The organism is Legionella sp. PC1000, from assembly GCF_014109805.1.
GTDB lineage: Bacteria > Pseudomonadota > Gammaproteobacteria > Legionellales > Legionellaceae > Legionella > Legionella resiliens.
Genome location: NZ_CP059400.1, coordinates 2,034,181 through 2,053,574 on the forward strand (window position 1 = coordinate 2,034,181; position 19,394 = coordinate 2,053,574).

Here is a 19,394-nt window from a genome sequence, read left to right on the forward strand (position 1 = left end):
TTCTTCTAGATAACGGACCTATGCATCAACTGATTTGCTAATTAGTAAAAGATTATTTATGGAATTCCGATGTTGGCTTTAACTTATAATTAGGATTTATTTCAATTAGAGGAATTAAAACAAAATTTCTAGATTGTATATATGGGTGGGGTATTACCAATTTCTTGGAGTGAATAACTTGATTCGCATATAGGAGAATATCAATATCAATAACTCTGGGCCCCCAACGCTTTTTTCGAATACGTCCTTGTTTTTTTTCAATTCTCTGGCATGCATTCAGTAATTCTAAGGGAGATAAAAGAGTAAAAAGCTCAATCACTGCATTGCAAAAGTCTTGTTGGCCTTTTAATCCCCAGGCTTTGTTCCAATAAAAGGATGAAACTTTGGTAACAACAGTAGAGTGCAAAGCTTTGATTGATTTAATTGCTTTTCGGAGTTGACGCTCGGGAACGAACTGATTAGATCCCAATCCTAAATAACAAATATTCATTGTGAGTCATCACTGGCTTTAATGCTTTTAGGTTTTTTACGACGGCGTTTTCGTTTCGTTAAGTCAGGTGTGAGCTGCGCAACCATTGCAGTTTGTTCTGCCTCGTCTGCATCCTGAAATGCTGTCCACCATTGTGCAAGTTCCATGGATTCGTCACCTGCAAGAGCACGTAATGCCATAAAATCATAAGCTGCTCTAAAACGTGGATGTTGTAAAAGGTTAAAGGCTCTTCCTCCTAGTCTCTTGGCAAAACGGTACTGCAACAACCAGATTTCACGAATAATTTGGGTATAGCGCTTAGGAATCGAAATTATTTTGTTTTGCTCTGCAAGGACAATTGACATCGCCTTTTCTATAGAAGGAAGTGGATCTATTCCGGATTCTTGTAACTCCTTTGCACACTCAATCATAGGAAACCATAAAAGAACTGCAAATAAAAATGCTGGTGTTACTGGCTTTTCCTCATGAATACGAGTATCTGTATTCTCGAGAGAGATTGTTAATAACGCATTTACGGGATAGGTACTGTTTAATAGAACATGAGTTTGAGGACATAAATATTGAAATAAGCCATATTTTATGAGCAATCCTTGCACTGCTACTGCATTACCACATTGGTACAGCTTAGTCATTTCATCAAATAAACGTGAGTTGGAAACATGAGTAATAAGATGACTAATCTCAGGAAAAGGTGCTTCAGTTTCTCGTGCCAGTTTGAAATTTAATTTTGCGCTAAAACGAATGGCGCGTAGCATGCGTACAGGGTCTTCCTGATAACGTTTTATTGGATCACCAATCATACGAATGAGCTTTTCTTCAACGTCGTGTACACCACCAGTAAAATCAATAATCGATGAATCGTTAACATTGTAGTACAGTGAGTTAATTGTGAAATCACGTCTCCAAGCATCTTCATCAAGTGAGCCATAAGCATTATCCCGAACTAACATACCTCGTTCATTTGTTAGTTGACTTTCATCAATAGCTACATGACTTCTAAAGGTAGCGACTTCAATAATTTCGCGATGGAATAATATATGAACCAGCTTGAACCGCCGACCTATAATTCGTCCATTTCTAAATAAACTTTTAACTTGATTGGGTGTAGCATCCGTAGCCACATCAAAATCTTTCGGAGCTTTATGCAGCAGCAAATCCCTGACACTACCTCCTACGATGTATGCTTGGAATCCAGCACCAATTAAGCGGTTAAGCACCTTGAGCGCATTGCTACTAATGTCCGCTTTAGAAATGGAATGTTTATTCCTTGGGATTATATAAGCTGAAGCAACAGGTTGCACATGAGCTCTGTTTCTTTTTAGCAGCTTTTTGATAAATTTGATGATCGCTGTATCTCACAAGATTAATATAACGTGGATATTATATCGAAGCAAAAGAATAAAGTGAATCTTTTGTCTTTATAAACATCATGCTTTCAATAAAGTTTATGCTGTAGATTTTGCAGAAAAATATAGGTAAATATCAGATTAAGAGTATATTATATGTTTTTTCAATTTCTGATATCAGAGGATTTGATGGATTTTATTGATGTTACAGTAGGCTTAATCATTTTAATCATATTGGAAATTGTTTTGGGAATTGACAATCTGGTTATTTTATCTATTTTGTCTGAAAGATTACCTCCCAAACAGAGAAAAAAAGCAAGGCGTTGGGGACTTACACTTTCCTGGGTCATGCGTTTGATTTTGTTAGGAGTAGCAGTTGATCTAATCAAATTGACCAAGCCGTTACTTTCTGTGGCTCATATGTCGTTTTCTGCGCGTGATTTGTTTCTCATAGGCGGTGGTGCTTTTCTAATTTGGAAAGCAACAGAAGAGATTCATCAGGATGTGACTTCAGAGCCTGCTTTAACGGGTGAGCCGAAGACAGCGGCATTTAAAACAACCTTTAAAGCGGTTATTTTCCAAATTGCATTAATGGATATTATATTTTCTTTAGATAGCGTCTTAACTGCAGTGGGATTAACGTCACACTTTTGGGTAATGGCTGTCGCAATTACGTGCGCTATTCTCATTATGGTTTTTGCCAGTGAAGCAGTAAGTGCATTTATTAAAGAATATCCCACAATCAAAATGCTTGCACTAAGTTACTTAATTCTAATTGGGATGGTGCTCGTTGCTGATGGATTTTCTTTCCATATTCCCCGGGGATATATATATTTTGCTATGGGTTTTTCGCTGGGAGTTGAGGCTCTGAATTTGGTAAAACATGCCCGGAAAAAACGAAAGCATCGCTCAGGAAATTAACTATGCTGTATATTAAAGCGTTTCATATTATTGCTATGGTTGCCTGGTTTGCTGGATTATTTTATTTACCCAGATTATTTGTTTATCACGCCGATACTCAAGATGAGAAAAGTCTTAATCGTTTTAAAATAATGGAAAAAAGACTTTACTATGGCATAACTTGGCCTGCTGCAATAGTGACAACTTTATTGGGGTTATGGCTCCTTAGTTATAATCCATCTTATTACTTAAAGGCAGGATGGATGCATGCCAAATTGAGTCTTGTAGTTATTTTATGGATTTATCATTTGTTATGTGGACATTATTTAAAGGCATTTGCACAGAATAAAAATCAAAAAAGCCCCCGTTTTTTTCGTATTTATAATGAATTGCCGACTTTGTTATTGATAGGGATTGTGATCTTAGTTGTGGTAAAGCCGTAGGAATACCCTGGGTGCCGTGTCGCAGTATTGTAGCTAACTCTTGCTCACATCTTTGCCTACGCGCCACGGCTTGTCCGCGGGGTCCAGTGATTTAACGTAGATCTCCTGGATCCCGCGGACAAGCCGTGGGACGTCGGAGCAGAGTTGGACTGGTTTTTCAGAGATGTAACTGGTAGGAGTCAGGTGCTTGGCCAAGGATTTATTCCATTTCAACCATGTCAAAATCTTCTTTACCTGCACCGCAATCTGGGCAGAACCAGTTTTCAGGTACATCTTCCCATCGCGTACCAGGTTCAATTCCATCTTCAGGCCATCCTTCGGCTTCGTCATAAATAAAGCCACAGATGACACAAATGTATTTTTTATATTCTTGCATAATAATACTCGTTTAAAAGCGCATAATTTATCTATTGTGGGCTTCGATGTAAAGATAAAGTGTTTCTTTGCCAATTTTTAAGAATGACTGTAATATTATACCGCATAATTATGGAGATTTTTATGATTCGTTCAACAGATTTATTTCGTCAAGCCCAAAAGCTTATCCCCGGTGGTGTTAATTCACCAGTGCGAGCCTTTAAAGGTGTCGGCGGCGATCCTATTTTTTTTAAACAAGGTAAAGGCGCTTATCTTGTTGATGTAGATAATAATGAATATATCGATTATGTTGGCTCTTGGGGACCATTAATACTTGGACATTGCCATCCAGCTGTAATAGAAGCAGTGAATAAAGTGCTGCATAGCGGTATGAGTTTTGGAGCACCTACTGAACTTGAAGTCCAATTGGCTGAAAAAATTATCTCTTTAATTCCTTCAATTGAGAAAGTACGCATGGTGAATTCCGGTACTGAAGCAACAATGACTGCGATCAGGCTGGCTCGTGGAGTAACCAAGAAAAATAAATTTATTAAATTTAATGGTTGTTATCATGGGCATAGCGACAGTTTGTTAGTTAAAGCAGGTTCTGGTCTCCTTACCTTAGGTATCCCTTCAACTCCTGGAATTCCACAAAGTGTTACTGAGCATACTCTAACCGCAAATTTTAATGATCTAAAACAAACAGAACAATTATTTGAAAAATTTCCTGATGATATTGCTGCAGTAATATTGGAGCCTGTAGCTGGAAACATGGGATTTGTTTTACCTGAGCCCGAATTCCTGAAAGGATTGCGTCAATTATGTGATCAATACAAAACATTATTGATTTTTGATGAGGTAATGACTGGCTTTAGAGTAGGGCTAACAGGGGCCCAAGGGATCTTCGGAGTTATTCCTGATATTACTACTCTTGGTAAAGTGATTGGTGGGGGCATGCCTGTCGGGGCGTTAGGGGGGAGAGCAGAGATCATGTCCTTTTTGGCTCCCGAGGGGCCTGTTTATCAAGCAGGTACACTATCAGGTAATCCATTAGCCATGGCTGCGGGTCTTGCAACTTTATCTGAAATTGAAAAGCCAGGATTTTTTACCAAATTAGGTGAGAGAACTCAAGCGTTAACTCTTGCATTGGCTTCTGTCGCTGAAACACTAAATATCCCATTTTTTAGTGCTTCATTAGGTGGAATGTTTGGCTTTTGTTTTACGGGAAAAAAACATATTGCTGATTATGCGGACATTGCTGCATCAGATGAGGTTTTATTTAAAAAGTTTTATCATGGAATGTTAGGAAAAGGTGTTTATTTTGCTCCTTCCATGTATGAGGCGGGATTTGTTTCCAGCGCACATGGAGAAAACGAAATTATTAAAACACAAATGGCCGCAGAGGAAGTTCTCCAGCAATTAAAAAGACAATAGGTCTGAGGGTGTTTGTAGCCTAGTGCAGTGCAGCGTAACCCGGGGTTTGATAGCGTTATTTATATGGAGAAAATCGGGCTACGCTGCGCTGCACCCAGGCTACAATATGGAGCAAAAAAATGAGAAAAAAATAAATTTTTAAAATGCCTAGACAGTAATTTTTTCACATGTCATATTCAAAGACGTTCTTTAACAAGGAAGTAAAATGATGTCGAGCATGGCAAACAAAAAGGAATTTATACAATCAATGCCGCAAGGAATTGTTCCTCTTTTTTTTATTCAGATTGTTTCTACGTTAAGCTTCAGTGTTCTTTATTCAACGCTTGTTTTGTACATGGAAGGGCGGTTAGGGCTTCAAATCAGTAGTGCGAACAGCATCATGGGTGTTTTTATTGCTTTTAATTACGGTTTGCATTTGCTTGGTGGTTTTTGGGGAGGGCGTTTGCTTTCTAATCGCGCATTGTTTTGCGCAGGGATGGTGGCGCAAATCATAGGTTGTATCCTATTGTCATTTGGTGATATTTCATTTCTTTATTATGGCTTGGCGGCTTTCTTAACGGGTTCTGGCTTGAATGTTACGTGTTTAAATTGCATGCTAACTCAACGTTTCACTCCAGAGGATACTCGGCGTGAAACAGCATTTCTCATGAATTATGCGGGTATGAATATTGGTTTTTTTGTGGGCTTTAGTTTAAGTGGATTATTTCAGCTTACTCAGAATTATGAACGACTTTTCCTTCTTAGTAGCTTGGGGAATTTGATTGCATTAATTATTTGTTTGTATTGTTGGCAGCAATTATCAGATAAAGAAACGATTTTTTCTAGAAAAGACAAGATGTCTCAAAAAAAAGCCATTCTTTTAGGTATTCTTCTGATAATGATACTCCCATTCCTTTTAAGCGAAATGCTTCAATATGCAGATTGGGCTAAAAAATTGGTATTGGTAACAGGAATAGTAATGCTGGGTGTAATTTTGTATTTGGCAAGACAACAACCATCAAAAGAAGCACGAGATAAAATAGTTGCTTTTGCTGTACTTATGATTGTGGGGACTGTCTTTTGGATGCTTTATCAAATAGCACCCATGGGTCTTACGGTCTTTATTGACCATAATGTACAGCGTGATTATGCAAGCTGGGTAATTCCACCGCAATGGTTCCAAAATATTAATACAGTAGCTATTGTTATTGGAGGGCCATTATTAGGCATTTTGCTGCATAAGATGCGCAAAAATGGGGTACAAATTAATATTCCTACTCAATTTGCATTGGCATTGCTTTTTATTGGTATTGCTTTTGCAATATTACCTATTGGTATCGCTTATGCCAATTATGAAGGGTTAGTGAATCCCGGTTGGATTGTTTTGAGTTATACTTTGCAGAGCATTGGTGAACTTTTAATATCCCCTATTGGTTATGCTATGATAGGATATTTAGCGCCTCCATCATTACAAGGTGTGATGATGGGAATGTGGATGTTAAATACGGGCGTGGGTGCGGCCTTGTCGAGCTACAGTTCAAACATGATGATTGAAGGACAAGAGAGTGTTTCACCTCTAATAACTAATGATGGTTACAGCCACGTGTTTTTAATGTTAGGTTTATTTGCAATTGGATCTTCAATTGTCCTTTTTGTCATGGTTCCCAAGCTACGGGAGTTAATCCAGGAAAAAAAGCCAACTGAATTACAAGAAGCCAAAGGGATGGCTACGAATCGAGTGGTTGTATGTGAGTAATTTTTTTGTACCGATTAATAAGGCAGAGTTGGAGTGGCATGGAACTTTGCCTTTCTCGACACAATATGATGATATTTATCACTCTTCCGAAGGTGGGATTGATCAAGCACTTTATGTATTCATTGATGGAAATGACTTAACCAAGCGTTGGCAATCTTTTTCCACTGATGAGCCGCAACGATTTACCATAGCAGAAACTGGTTTTGGAATTGGCTTGAATTTCCTTGTAAGTTGGAATTTGTGGGAACAATATGCTCCTAAGTCATGTCAATTACATTTTATTTCCTGTGAAAAGTATCCTTTGTCTCTTGCAGACATAACGAAAAGTCTTGCTTTCTGGCCACAATTGGAAAAGCAAGCCCAGCAATTTATAGCAAGTTATCCTGTATTAACTCCCGGTTATCACCATCTTTCATTTTGTGACGGTAGAGTGACTTTGACATTAATGTTAGGAGATGCACTGGAATGCTATGAACAGCTATTAATTTGTGGCGAGCCTTTGCTTGAGAGTCAACTCAGAACAGCTTTTATTGACGCATGGTTTCTTGATGGTTTTGCTCCAGCCAAAAATCAAAGTATGTGGTCTGATGCTTTAATGAAAGTAATTGCCATGTTGTCTAAAGAAGGAACAACCTTAGCAACTTATACAGCTTCCGGTTCGGTTAAAACAAGTTTAAGCCAGCATGGATTTATTGTTAAAAAAAGAAAAGGGTTTGGACCAAAACGTCATATGGTTTGCGCTCGTTTAGTTAAAATATCACCACTAAATGCTGCAAAACGTCACACTCCGTGGCATGTAGGGAAAGCGGAAAAACACCCCAGTAAATCAGCTGTGATTATAGGTGCTGGCCTGGCAGGTTGTTTTACAGCACATGCTCTTAATAAGCGAGGGTGGAAGGTAACAATTATTGATGAATTAAGTCAAATAGGGAGGGGTGGATCAGCAAATCAGCAAGCGGTTTTATTTCCTAAACTATCTGCTTATAGTTCTCCTTTGACTCAATTTATGTTAGCTGCATTTTTATATGCAGTACGAACTTATCAATACATCTTAAAGCAAACAAAAATTGGTGAGTTAAATGGTTCTTTATTACTTTCTTATTCTGATAAGGAAAAAGCGGCTCAATCCAGCTTACGTTCTTGGCTGGCTCATTATCCAGAGTTAGGTACACTCGTAGATGTAGAACAGGCTTCGCAATTAGCAGGATTTTCGTTAGATAAGCCCGGTCTGTATATTCCTCTATCAGGATGGATTAACTCTCCAGAATTATGTCAATTTTTAATTAATTCGGAAGGAATTTCCTTATTGACTGATACGGTAATAAACCAATTGATTTTTGATAGGCGATGGTTGGTGAATGATTTGGAAACGGATGTTCTCATTTTAGCTAATGGTCATAAAATCAATTCGTTTAAAGAGACAAAGCATTTGCCTGTTAAACCCATTCGGGGACAAATGACAGCAATTTTATCAACAGAACAAAGCGCTTGTTTAAAATTGCCCTTATGTGGTCAGGGGCATGTGCTTCCTGCAATACAGGGGATTCATCACTTAGGTGCTACCTATGAGTTAAAATCAGCAGAATCCCAAATAAAGTCCCAGGACGATCGGAGTAATTTGGCTAAGCTTAAACAATTGGCTCCAGAGATTTTATGGTCTGATGAGGTCAGTACTCATTGGGCAGGGGTCAGGGCATCAACTCCTGATTATCTTCCTTTAGTTGGAAAAATTGCAGAAGCAGAACAATTTGTGGAGCAATTTGCTCGATTGGAAACGAATGCAAAACGTTGGATAGCTCAACCCGGGCCGTATTATCCTGGACTTTATGCCTGTGCTGGCTTTGGTTCTCGAGGCCTTACAACAATTCCCTTGTGCGCAGAATGGCTCGCCTCGGTAATCAATCACGAAATGAGCTGTTTGCCTAGAAATTTACATTATGCTTTATCACCCGCGCGTTTCTTACGTAAAAATATAATTCGGGGTGATATTAAAATCGATTGAGATGAAATTCTCATTAGAGCATAATATTAAACCTGTAGTTTGAGCGAAGTAAAATACTTGAATCCACACAGGGAATTCAAGTTCTGCTTCTCTGCACTCAGACTACGTTAGTTTATATCATATTAAGATCAAGGAGTGACAGCTAATGGCGAGTTCCATGGGCAAAGCCTTCAAACAGACAGTCAAAGAAAATAAACCACTACCCATATTGGGAACCATAAATGCTTATTCTGCTATGCTCGCGCAATTTTCTGGAGCTAAGGCAATATATCTTTCAGGAGCTGGTGTTGCGAATGCCTCTTATGGTATACCCGATCTTGGCATGACCAATCTATCACAAGTTCTTGAGGATGCGCGCCGAATTACCGAAGCTTGTCCTTTACCACTGCTTGTTGACGTGGATACAGGATGGGGCCATGCGTTTAATATCGCTAGAACCATAAAGCTTATGGAGAAAACAGGTGTAGCGGCCATTCATATTGAAGATCAGGTACTGGCAAAACGATGTGGCCACAGACCCAATAAAGCTATTGTGTCTTTGCAAGAAATGGGTGATCGGATTAAATCAGCAGTTGATGCACGTCAGGATCCTGATTTTGTCATCATGGCAAGAACGGATGCCTATGCTGTTGAAGGAATGAATGCAGCTATAGAAAGAGCATTGCTTTGCGTCGAATTAGGGGCTGATATGATATTTCCTGAGGCGATGACTCGTCTGGAGGAGTATCAAACATTTACTCAGGCAATTCCTGTGCCTGTATTGGCGAATATTACTGAGTTCGGCAAAACCCCTTTATTTAATCGCGAAGAACTGAAACACGTGGGTGTATCGCTAATTTTGTACCCATTGAGTGCATTTAGAGCTATGTCTCAATCAGCGTTAAATACCTATAGAGCAATTCTTCAAGATGGAACGCAACAATCCATGGTCGATAAAATGCAGACCCGGGAAGAACTTTATGAAGTACTTGGTTATTATCAATACGAACAAAAACTAGACCAATTGATGGAGGAAGACAATGAGTGTTAAAAGCGGCGGTTTAGCCGGTGTAGTTGCTGGCCAATCAGCAATTTGTACAGTTGGACTAGCAGGTAAAGGTTTGAATTATAGAGGCTACTCAATTGATGATTTAGCAGAGTATGCTACTTTTGAGGAGGTAGCTTATTTATTACTTTATGGGCGATTACCTACCCAAAAAGAATTGGATGAATATACAAAAAAGCTGGTTAGTCTTAGAACATTACCCGATACGTTAAAGACCGTACTTAAACTAATTCCTAAAAACACACATCCGATGGATGTGCTGAGAACGGGCTGTTCATTCTTGGGAACAATCGAACCAGAAGATAGTTTTTCACAGCAATATGACATCGCAGATAGATTACTTGCTTTATTCCCAGGAATAATGTGCTACTGGTATGCATGGCATTTTCATAATAAAGAAATTTCTGGCTTAAGTGATGAACAAACAACCGGGGCACATTTTCTTGCATTATTACATGGGCGTAAGCCAAGCAAATTAGAAGCTCAAATGATGAATGTATCATTGATTTTATATGCTGAGCATGAATTTAATGCTTCAACCTTTGCTGCACGAGTTACCGCTGCAACATTGGCTGATTTTTATTCTGCGATTACAAGTGCTATTGGTACTTTAAGAGGTCCTTTGCACGGAGGGGCTAATGAAGCGGCGATGGAGCTTATAGAACGTTTTGAAAGTCCCGATCAAGCTGAAACTGAGCTAAGGAAAATGTTGCTTAATAAAGCACTCATTATGGGTTTCGGACATCGGGTCTATACGACCAGTGATCCACGTTCTGATATTATCAAAAAATGGTCATTCCGTTTGGGTGAGGACAAGGATGATCTTCTTTTATATCATATTTCAGAACGCATTGAAGAAGTCATGTGGAATGAAAAAAAATTATTTCCAAATCTAGATTTTTATAGTGCTTCGGCATACCACTATTGTGGCATTCCTACATTCTTATTCACACCAGTTTTTGTTATGTCGCGTATTACAGGATGGTCAGCACATGTATTTGAACAAAGAGAGAATAATAAGTTGATTCGACCTACTTCTGAATATACTGGGCCTGAACCTCAAAAATTCCCAGCTATTGAGACGAGAGGGTAATTGCTTAATTTATGAGCACAGCGACACTGTATTAAGGGACCAAGCGTCACCCATGTCCCACAAAAAAGCCGCTGTCTCTTGATCTCTGCCTACGCCCCGCGGCTTGTCCCTGAGAGATGGTCACAAAAAGTGACCATCTCTCAGGCATAAGCGCGGTACGTAGAGAAATTTAAAGCAGTACGTAGAGAAACTTAAGTGGTACATGATAAATTTAAAAAAACTGACGATCGTTCAGGGCTTGTCCGCGGGGTCCAGTGTTTTCGCGAAGATCTTCTGGATCCCGCGGACAAGCCGCGGGAAGTCGGAGTAGAGCTGGAATGGTGTAGACGGTTCACGAACAAGTCGCAGGAGGTAGGATAAGAAATTAATTTAATGCAAGTGCAGAGCACGTGTAAACTGGTTAACGATATAGTGTTCTCATTGAGCAAGTAAATCTGATGAGCAACAGTACCCAGATAAATAAATACAAGAGGTTATTATGCACAGCTATGTAGAAGATAATATTAAACCTGATTACGATCAGGTGATGATTGATATTGCGGATTACGTGCTAAACAAGAAAATTGATAGCGCTTTAGCTTATGAGACAGCACGTTTATGCCTTATGGATACACTAGGTTGTGGTATTTTGGCATTAAATTTTGCTGAATGTACCAAGCTCCTAGGTCCGGTTGTTCCTGGTGCTACTCTTTCAGGTGGGGCACGAGTTCCAGGCACAGCATATGAATTAGATCCAGTACAGGCAGCCTTCAATATAGGTGCTATGATACGCTGGCTGGATTTCAATGATACCTGGCTTGCGGCAGAGTGGGGACATCCTTCTGATAATTTAGGTGCTATCCTTGCTGTAGCAGATTATATGTCCCGACAAAATTACGCCAAGGGTAATGCGCCAATTTTAATGCAAGATGTGCTTACCGCTATGATTAAGGCACATGAAATTCAAGGTTGCCTCGCTTTGGAAAACAGTTTTAACCGAGTAGGGTTGGATCATGTCTTTTTAGTGAAAGTTGCCAGTGCTGCTGTTGCAGCCCAGCTTTTTGGCGCTGATAAAGACATGATGTTAAGAACTTTATCTCAAGTTTTTGTAGATGGTCAAAGTTTGCGAACGTATAGGCATGCACCTAATGCGGGATCAAGAAAATCATGGGCGGCTGGGGATGCCACTTCAAGAGCAGTGCGTTTAGCATTAATTGCTCAAACAGGAGAAATGGGTTATCCAAGCGCATTAAGTGCTCCAACCTGGGGTTTCTATGATGTTCTTTTTGATAAAAAAATATTTAAATTTCAGCGTCCTTACGGCAGTTATGTGATGGAAAACGTTTTGTTTAAGTTATCTTATCCTGCTGAGTTTCATGCACAAACTGCGGTTGAATGTGCTGTGGTGTTGCATCCTATTGTGAAACACAGATTTGATGATATAGCACGAATTGATTTAGTAACCCATGAGTCGGCAATTCGAATTATTAGTAAACAAGGTGCGCTGCATAATCCTGCCGATCGGGATCATTGTTTACAGTATATGGTTGCTATAGGCTTATTGTTTGGAGATTTAAAAGCCGAACATTATGAAAATGATGTTGCAGCAGATCCCAGAATAGACTTACTACGCGAAAAAATGCATGTTACTGAAAATGAGCGTTTTTCTCGTGATTACCTTGATCCAGAAAAGCGTTCAATTGCAAACAGCATCAAAATAGTTTTCAAGGATGGTACTGAAAGTGATTTGATTACCGTAGAGTACCCGATTGGTCACAAACGCAGGCGTGAAGAAGGCATTCCTGTTCTATTATCCAAATTTAAGAAGAACTTAAGTACCCAGTTTTCTGGAGAACATGCCGAACGAATCATGCAGGCAATGAGTGATACAAATACACTTGCAGCAATGAAAGTGCATGATTTTATGCAACTGTGGGTTGTATCGTAGCTCTCCAATGGTCTGAGCAACGTAGTGGACTGCTGGATTACTAATCTCCGGATTCCCCTACGTATGTTCGGCCGTTTGCTTATCTCCATTAAATGTATATAATTTAATCAGGTGGCGAATAAGTAGCTAGGGAGAAGCAATGAAATTAAAACAAACATGTCTCTCTGTGTTATGTACCCTATGGATGCTCGATAGTTCATTTTCTGTAGTGCAAGCCAGTCCTGCTGCGAATGAAAAAATTGTTTCTGTATATTTGCTTATTGATAATTCTAAGCAGCTTCAGCAGTATGTTAACGATTTGCTTAAACTCAAAAAACCGAATTTTAATCGTGTTATTTTTTCATTTGTTAGACCATCATTGATCGATTATCAGACTGGAAATCTCGCTAAAACCGGCATACTTGGTTATTTTACGGATCATGATGGCAAAGGTGCTCATGCTTTTAATCAGTTAAAAGCGGCAATCAAATTATCCGAAGAGAAAAATATTCAAACATTCCTTTCCGTAGGCGGTTGGAATTACAGTTGTAATTTTGCGGAAGCGCATGGGGCGTGTGGACCTGCATCCTCAAGCATAAATCAAGTTTTTTACGATTGGTTTCCTGACCCAAATGACCCCGAAAGGGAACAGGCGTCCAAAGCAAAAACTTCCTATGCAAATCTAGTCAAATTAGCGAATGATTTAGGGGTAGATGGGATTGATTTTGACTATGAAGAGTTTTGGCATGCTGATCAATATGCAGTTTCTTGGGGACCTAGTGCAAATGGTGAATGGTCAACAGATATTGCACAAAGCATACTGAATGCAGGGGGGCCAACATATACAAATCTCATGAAGTATGGGATAGGCTCGGGTTCTTCTTCTGTTATGCCTAAAACAATTGATAAAGTAGATGCAATTTTGCGTGCAATAATGGATGACCCTGGAGCAAAATATCTCAAATTTGCTACAGCTGCACCTCCGGTGGGTGCTCGTCCAATCACAGGTTTTGTAACTGGAGACACATATCCTGAGATATATACCAAGGGTGGGCTTTGGTGGAGAGGGAATTTGAAAGGGTTATGGTATAACCTTGCGAATAAAGATGAAGCAATAGTGTCGCGCTTTGATAGCCTGGGTTTGATGACCTATGACTTATGCGGAGATAATCCAGCTGAATGTGCTCCCTATGCTAATGGGCCTTTGGATTTACCTGGCCAGGTCAGTGCGTATATGAAAGATTATACCAATTGGCTGAAAGCAGAAATGGTTAGCAAACCCAAGTTAACAATTGATAGCATCGGAAAAGTGACTTTTTTACCGGCCAAATATCATATTAACGCAAAAATACAATTTGGTTTCGAAGTAAATCAACCAGCCTTTCCAAAAAATATTAGTGGTCAACTGCAACTGACAAATCAATTGGTTGATGAAATCCTCGAGCAGCAAAAAGACAGTGACGGAGTTATTATTTGGCAAATGTATTCTAAGCAAAATGCGGCTGTACCTGATGCCACTACTGTAAAATATACCATTCGTCAAAGTTGCAAAACTTTTTTAGCTAATGATAGCCGCTATGATTGTGATGCGGATTTTCCTAGTACTGCTAATTAGTTAATATTTTAATGAATTGTGATATAAGAGCGCTGCGGGCGCTACTACGTATTGTGCATAAAGCGCGATACGTAAATAGTGTTATATGATGTAACAGCAAAATTATTCTCACACTTTCCTATATTTTACGGTGTAAACCTGACGCGGCCAGTATTTTTGTTGATATTTCCTCAATAGAATATTTTGTCGAATTAATATAAGGAATTTTTTCCTTTTGGTACATGGCTTCAACTTCATTTACTTCCAAGCGACATTGTTCTGGTGAAGCATATTTACTATGGGGTCTACGTTCCGCTCTGATTTGTTGGAGGCGCTGAGGATCAATGGTTAATCCAAACAGTTTATGTTTATAAGGTTTTAAAACCTCAGGTAATCTAAAGCCAATAATATCTTCTTCAGTAAAAGGATAATTAGCAGCCAAAATTCCATATTGAAGTGCCATATACAAGCAGCTGGGTGTTTTTCCGCAACGTGAAACACCAATGAGAATAATATCTGCTTTGTCATAACCGCGAGTTTTCACGCCATCATCATGAGATAAAGCAAAGTCTATTGCTTCAAGTCGATGCAAATAAAGTTTACTGTTACCCACACCATGAGTTCTTCCAACTGTATAAGAAGATTTTTCATTAAGTTCTTCTTCCATGGGACCAATAAAAGTACTAAATAAGTCAAATACGCGAGCATTTGCTTTTTTAAAGTAATTTCTGATTTCGGGATCAATTAACGTCATAAATACTAGTGGTTTGATTCTATGTTCTTCAAAGGCCTGGTTAATTTGTAGAAGGGCATGTTCTGCTTTTTTTAAAGAATCAACATAGGGAATCGTGAGTCGTTCAAATTTTGTATTTTCAAATTGAGTAATCAAACTATGGCCTAAAGTTTCAGCGGTAATCCCTGTACCATCAGAGATCATAAAAACATAACGTTTCATGGGTTGCCTTATAAGAAAAATGTTCTATATTCTATTTTAAAATGAATTAGTTAATATCACCAGTAAGTGTACTTATTTAAATCCATCTGCTATCTTAAATTAAAGAAAAGGATATTTTAAGGGTAATATGGAACAAGATCGATTCGGCAGTAATAGTAAGCTCTATATTTTAGGCATGATTTGCTTGGTTCTTTCCCTGGGCTTGTTTTTTTATAGTTTATATATTTTGCCTTATCTTGTTTGGGGATTGAACTATAATGTTCCGGATATGGTTTTGACCATGCTGAGTTCATTGCAGGATGATTATAACTATACTGTGGGGGCAAGCAAACTTATAGTTTGGTTAATATTTTTTGTTCCCTGCGTGATAACTGGGCTGGTTTCCTATTTTGTATCCAATTATATTGATAACAATCTTTATAAGTCTGAATTGAATGTGGAGGGAGAGGCAGAAAATCCTCCCAGCAAACAAATTAGTAAAGAAATAAAAGAGTCCGCTGGTTTTGGACTAAAAATTCTTGGTTTAATGATCCTCATTGTAATCGTGATTTTTTTATTACAATATCTTATCCAATCAACATCATAATAAGTGGCAGGAGAGTTTATGGCCTATTTAAAACGTTGGCAAATTAGAAGAATTGTTAAGAAAATAAAAGCCATGCAAGCGAATCGGGTAAATAATCAACCCGGAGATGAGATGCTCAAAAAAGAAATTGCCTATTATTTCGAATTGGCAGCTATTTACAACAAATTGAAAGGAAATAAAAAGTTTCCTTTTGCACACCTTATGTACATGGAATGTTACAGAGCAGCGGCAATGCTTGATAATGCAGAAGCGAATTATCAATTAGGGCAAATGATTCTTGAGGAAGCTAAATTCAGACAGAATTTGGAAAAAGAAGGTGTTTTTAAAAGCGAAGCTAATTTGAAAAAATGTAATCAGCTTTTTGAAGAAGCGCATGCTTATTTATTAGCCGCAATCGCATTAAATCATATTGCTGCAAAACGATTAAGAGGACTTAGTTTCATTAATGGTTGGGGATTGGAAGCAGATAAGAAAACTGGTTTTGAGTTAATTGTCGCAAGCATTGAGGAAGAGGGATCATGGGATAGAGTGCCTCAAATTTTTGCATCCATGGGTCTCAATAAACCTGAGTTTTTTTCACAAATTATGCAGCGTAGAAAATCATCATAAATATTAAATTCTATGCACCTTATAGCCTTGGGTATACAGTAAAAGCAATGCTCGGGCGAATGTCGCGCATTTTTCTATCTGCTTTTTGCTTGTTAAACTACAGCTATCCAAGCAGCTGGATAGGGTGAGGAGCAGCATGTGGCCATTTAAAATGGCCTTTAAGTGTAATTATTGCTCAAAAAATCTCTTGAGCTTGCTTTATGCCACCCTTCTCACTGTTAATGGGAAAGTCGATTATAAAAAACTAACAAAACCTAGTTTTGAATCGACCTTTCTTAGCATGATGATTTATTAACCCCAACCCGTCAATTATTTGCAGGCGTATTATCATTACACCTTGAAGTTATTGATAATCATGTTATTTTTGGCGGATGGGAGGCGACTCCCTGAAAATGCATTACATGATTAATGAAATGCTTATAATGATTTCTGCTGAGTCCCATTTTTTCTTTTACTAATGGATTGGAACGACAATTAGTTAGTGCAACACCGCATAGTTTTTATGTGCATGTTTCAAAAATTATTTAAGGCAAGCAGAAAATTTTGTTCTTAGTAATTGCATGATTTTAAAAGTGGGTACTTGGTTTTTAAGGAATAGGTAAATGAACATTTTAGTTACTGGAGGTAGGGCGCCTGCTACTATGGATATTATGCGTAGTCTCATTAATCAGGGATATCAGGTTTATAGTGCTGAGAGTATGCTTTATCCACTTGCACGATTTGTCAAAGGAGTAAAAAAGCATTTCGTTATTCCTAAACCGAATCATGATTTGACTGCATTTTTAAAAGCAATTAAAGAAATAGTGATTCAATATAAAATTGATCTGCTTATTCCTTCTTGTGAAGAGATTTTTTATATAAGCCAGGGCCATGAAGAATTATCTACGCATACTAAGTTGTTATGCGAGCCTTTTGAGCGCTTGAATCAATTACATAATAAATATACGTTTAATCAACTTGTCAGGGAGTATGGTTTGATCGCACCTCAAGGTTGGTTAATAAGTACTGATAAGGATAAACACATTCTTCCTAAGGATGGAGTGTTTGTTTTAAAGCCGGTTTTTTCTCGTTTTGGTTCGCTGATTAAACCTTCGCAAAAAATCATTTCAGAGCTTACTATTAATGAGCCTTATATTGCGCAACAATTTATTCAAGGAAAAGAATACAGTGCTTATGCTATCACCCATCAAGGTGAAGTACTGATTCAGTCGTGCTATCACTCTAAATATCAAGCGGGTCGTTCAACTGGAATTTATTTTGAGCCTGCGGAAATTAAACCAATCACTGAATTTATTAAGACTTTTTGCAAACGGTTGCAATTCAGCGGCCAAATTGCCTTTGATTTTATTTTGGTGAATGATAAAGCTTATGTATTAGAATGTAACCCAAGAGTAACCAGCGGTTTTCATTTACTTACAGATAAAATTGATTGGCATAGTATTCTAAGTGGCCAAAGGCAATATGATATACCCAATATGCAACATATGCAGCCTTACATGCTGGGTCAAGGAATGATGCTTCATTGTTTGAAATATATATCCAAAAATCCACGTCAATTTATTAAAGATTATCTAAGAGCACATGATGTACTGAAGCATAAAGCTTATCCTTGGCTTAGATTAAAAAGTACATTGATGATGCTTAATGTGCTTTGTAGAGCAATCAGAGTGAAGAAGGGGTTTTATCCTGCATCAACTTATGACATTGATTTTAATGGAATTGAAAATCTGTCGAAATAAACTTTATCGCGAATCATTTTGTTTTTTGCTAAAGAGGGACATTAAACTTAAAACTGGGAAATTGTTTTATTTGCCTATACTTTAAATAGCTAACCTTTAAGGAAATCAAAAATGAAAAAAATACTATTAAGTAGTATTGGATTCTTATTGGCTACACAAACTCTAGCACTTACCGCACCCATGGTGAATTCAGATGAAAATAAATCCTTGTTACCATCCCCTTTCCCTGTTTATATTTTAGGGAATAAAGGAGTCATTAATCACCCTTATCCCGGTTCAGAACGTGCTCTTTTACCAACAGATAACAGCTACACCCTGGCTCCTGGATGCTATATCGCATGCTATTCGCATAATAACCATGGTATTTATCCTGTTGCTGATGATATTTACGTAATGGGACAAATTCGTGTAAGGGGAGAATATGTAGCACGAATTTGCCAGCCTGAAGGTTATAAGGGAATGGACATCAGTAAGGCAGACAAATTCAAACTGCTCTGCTCCGAGAAATTTAAGGACTGTCAAAATAACACATGTTGGGCAGGGGGCGATACCGGAGGTTGGTTTGGTATTCAGTAGTGAGTTTTTAGTCTGGGTGAATTCTTAATATAAGTTATATGGGAATTTGATTTTTTTATTATGAAAGGAGCAGTAAGTTGATGAAAATCGCAGTATGCAGCGATGCACTCTATCCCGTTAATGATTATATTGTGGAAGAACTAAAGCGCTTAGGGCATGAGGTTATTCCATTTGGTGCAATTAAATCTCGACAAAATGAATCGTGGATTCAAACAGCTCAAATTGCCGCTGAGGCAATTCGCCAAGGCGAATGTGACGAAGGCATTTTCTTTTGCTGGACCGGAACAGGGATTTCAATTGTAGCAAATAAAATACCTGGTATAAGAGCCGCTTTATGTACGGATGCCCAAACGGCAAAAGGTGCAAGAATATGGAATCGGGCGAATGTTTTGGCTTTATCCAACCGGCTGTTAACTCAGGACTTAGCAAAAGAAATTTTAGATTCCTGGTTTAATACTAAAACCGATGTAGAGGGTGAGGAGGTTATCAAGGAAATTGAAGCAATAGAGCATAAAAATCGCTAAAAACCTCTTCTTTGTGCTTACAATACAGTCAATTAGAAATAGCTGAATTCACTTGTAAAAAAA

The 19,394-nt window shown here is 38.3% G+C and carries 18 protein-coding genes; 14 read left to right on the forward strand and 4 right to left on the reverse strand.

Annotation, left to right across the window (positions count from 1 at the left end):
- Nucleotides 1-52: 52 nt before the first annotated feature.
- Both folK and pcnB read right to left on the reverse strand, forming a co-directional pair.
- Nucleotides 53-490, reverse strand: a complete 438-nt coding sequence (gene folK / locus FOLKNPGA_RS08935) for a 2-amino-4-hydroxy-6-hydroxymethyldihydropteridine diphosphokinase (RefSeq protein WP_182352702.1) — start codon at nt 488-490, stop codon at nt 53-55.
- Complete coding sequence (gene pcnB, locus FOLKNPGA_RS08940) at nt 487-1,791, reverse strand: polynucleotide adenylyltransferase PcnB (protein ID WP_255466079.1); 1,305 nt, start codon at nt 1,789-1,791, stop codon at nt 487-489. Before pcnB ends, folK begins: the two co-directional genes overlap by 4 nt.
- 234 nt (nt 1,792-2,025) lie before the next feature.
- Between pcnB and FOLKNPGA_RS08945 the strand changes: the two genes are divergently transcribed.
- Complete coding sequence (locus tag FOLKNPGA_RS08945; RefSeq protein ID WP_182352810.1) at nt 2,026-2,757, forward strand: TerC family protein; 732 nt, start codon at nt 2,026-2,028, stop codon at nt 2,755-2,757.
- Nucleotides 2,758-2,759: 2 nt separating this feature from the next.
- Nucleotides 2,760-3,179, forward strand: a complete 420-nt coding sequence (gene hemJ, locus FOLKNPGA_RS08950) for a protoporphyrinogen oxidase HemJ (RefSeq protein WP_182352703.1) — start codon at nt 2,760-2,762, stop codon at nt 3,177-3,179.
- Between the two features lie 199 nt (nt 3,180-3,378).
- Here hemJ and FOLKNPGA_RS08955 read toward each other — a convergent pair whose 3' ends face one another.
- Entirely contained in the window at nt 3,379-3,555 is a 177-nt protein-coding gene (locus tag FOLKNPGA_RS08955; protein ID WP_019232400.1) for a rubredoxin, read from the reverse strand.
- Between the two features lie 122 nt (nt 3,556-3,677).
- Here FOLKNPGA_RS08955 and hemL point away from each other — a divergent pair, with 122 nt between their 5' ends.
- The 7 genes from hemL to FOLKNPGA_RS08990 all read left to right on the forward strand — a co-directional run bounded on the left by hemL (nt 3,678) and on the right by FOLKNPGA_RS08990 (nt 14,363).
- Nucleotides 3,678-4,967 (forward strand): glutamate-1-semialdehyde 2,1-aminomutase, encoded by a 1,290-nt coding sequence (gene hemL / locus FOLKNPGA_RS08960; protein WP_182352704.1) that lies wholly within the window; start codon nt 3,678-3,680, stop codon nt 4,965-4,967.
- Between the two features lie 208 nt (nt 4,968-5,175).
- A complete protein-coding gene (locus tag FOLKNPGA_RS08965; RefSeq protein WP_232891096.1) occupies nt 5,176-6,702 on the forward strand; it encodes a peptide MFS transporter in 1,527 nt (508 codons plus the stop codon).
- Complete coding sequence (gene mnmC, locus FOLKNPGA_RS08970; protein ID WP_182349594.1) at nt 6,695-8,704, forward strand: bifunctional tRNA (5-methylaminomethyl-2-thiouridine)(34)-methyltransferase MnmD/FAD-dependent 5-carboxymethylaminomethyl-2-thiouridine(34) oxidoreductase MnmC; 2,010 nt, start codon at nt 6,695-6,697, stop codon at nt 8,702-8,704. The genes FOLKNPGA_RS08965 and mnmC overlap by 8 nt, the downstream gene beginning before the upstream one ends.
- 145 nt (nt 8,705-8,849) lie before the next feature.
- Nucleotides 8,850-9,734 (forward strand): methylisocitrate lyase, encoded by an 885-nt coding sequence (prpB, locus tag FOLKNPGA_RS08975; protein ID WP_182349595.1) that lies wholly within the window; start codon nt 8,850-8,852, stop codon nt 9,732-9,734.
- Complete coding sequence (prpC, locus tag FOLKNPGA_RS08980) at nt 9,724-10,842, forward strand: 2-methylcitrate synthase (protein ID WP_182349596.1); 1,119 nt, start codon at nt 9,724-9,726, stop codon at nt 10,840-10,842. Before prpB ends, prpC begins: the two co-directional genes overlap by 11 nt.
- A gap of 478 nt (nt 10,843-11,320) precedes the next feature.
- Nucleotides 11,321-12,769, forward strand: coding sequence for a bifunctional 2-methylcitrate dehydratase/aconitate hydratase (locus tag FOLKNPGA_RS08985; RefSeq protein WP_182349597.1), 1,449 nt, complete (start codon nt 11,321-11,323; stop codon nt 12,767-12,769).
- A gap of 139 nt (nt 12,770-12,908) precedes the next feature.
- Entirely contained in the window at nt 12,909-14,363 is a 1,455-nt protein-coding gene (locus tag FOLKNPGA_RS08990; RefSeq protein WP_182349598.1) for a glycoside hydrolase family 18 protein, read from the forward strand.
- A gap of 118 nt (nt 14,364-14,481) precedes the next feature.
- Here the strand turns inward: FOLKNPGA_RS08990 and FOLKNPGA_RS08995 are convergent, their stop codons facing one another.
- Nucleotides 14,482-15,297, reverse strand: coding sequence for a pyruvate, water dikinase regulatory protein (locus FOLKNPGA_RS08995; protein ID WP_182349599.1), 816 nt, complete (start codon nt 15,295-15,297; stop codon nt 14,482-14,484).
- Nucleotides 15,298-15,424: 127 nt separating this feature from the next.
- Here FOLKNPGA_RS08995 and FOLKNPGA_RS09000 point away from each other — a divergent pair, with 127 nt between their 5' ends.
- The 5 genes from FOLKNPGA_RS09000 to FOLKNPGA_RS09020 all read left to right on the forward strand — a co-directional run bounded on the left by FOLKNPGA_RS09000 (nt 15,425) and on the right by FOLKNPGA_RS09020 (nt 19,331).
- Complete coding sequence (locus FOLKNPGA_RS09000; RefSeq protein ID WP_182349600.1) at nt 15,425-15,883, forward strand: hypothetical protein; 459 nt, start codon at nt 15,425-15,427, stop codon at nt 15,881-15,883.
- Nucleotides 15,884-15,901: 18 nt separating this feature from the next.
- A complete protein-coding gene (locus FOLKNPGA_RS09005; RefSeq protein WP_182349601.1) occupies nt 15,902-16,492 on the forward strand; it encodes a hypothetical protein in 591 nt (196 codons plus the stop codon).
- Nucleotides 16,493-17,094: 602 nt separating this feature from the next.
- Nucleotides 17,095-18,231 (forward strand): ATP-grasp domain-containing protein, encoded by a 1,137-nt coding sequence (locus tag FOLKNPGA_RS09010; RefSeq protein ID WP_182349602.1) that lies wholly within the window; start codon nt 17,095-17,097, stop codon nt 18,229-18,231.
- A gap of 111 nt (nt 18,232-18,342) precedes the next feature.
- Nucleotides 18,343-18,807, forward strand: a complete 465-nt coding sequence (locus FOLKNPGA_RS09015) for a hypothetical protein (protein WP_182349603.1) — start codon at nt 18,343-18,345, stop codon at nt 18,805-18,807.
- 80 nt (nt 18,808-18,887) lie between these two features.
- On the forward strand, nt 18,888-19,331 hold the full coding sequence (locus FOLKNPGA_RS09020) for an RpiB/LacA/LacB family sugar-phosphate isomerase (protein ID WP_182349604.1): 444 nt from the start codon (nt 18,888-18,890) through the stop codon (nt 19,329-19,331).
- The last annotated feature ends 63 nt before the right edge of the window (nt 19,332-19,394 follow it).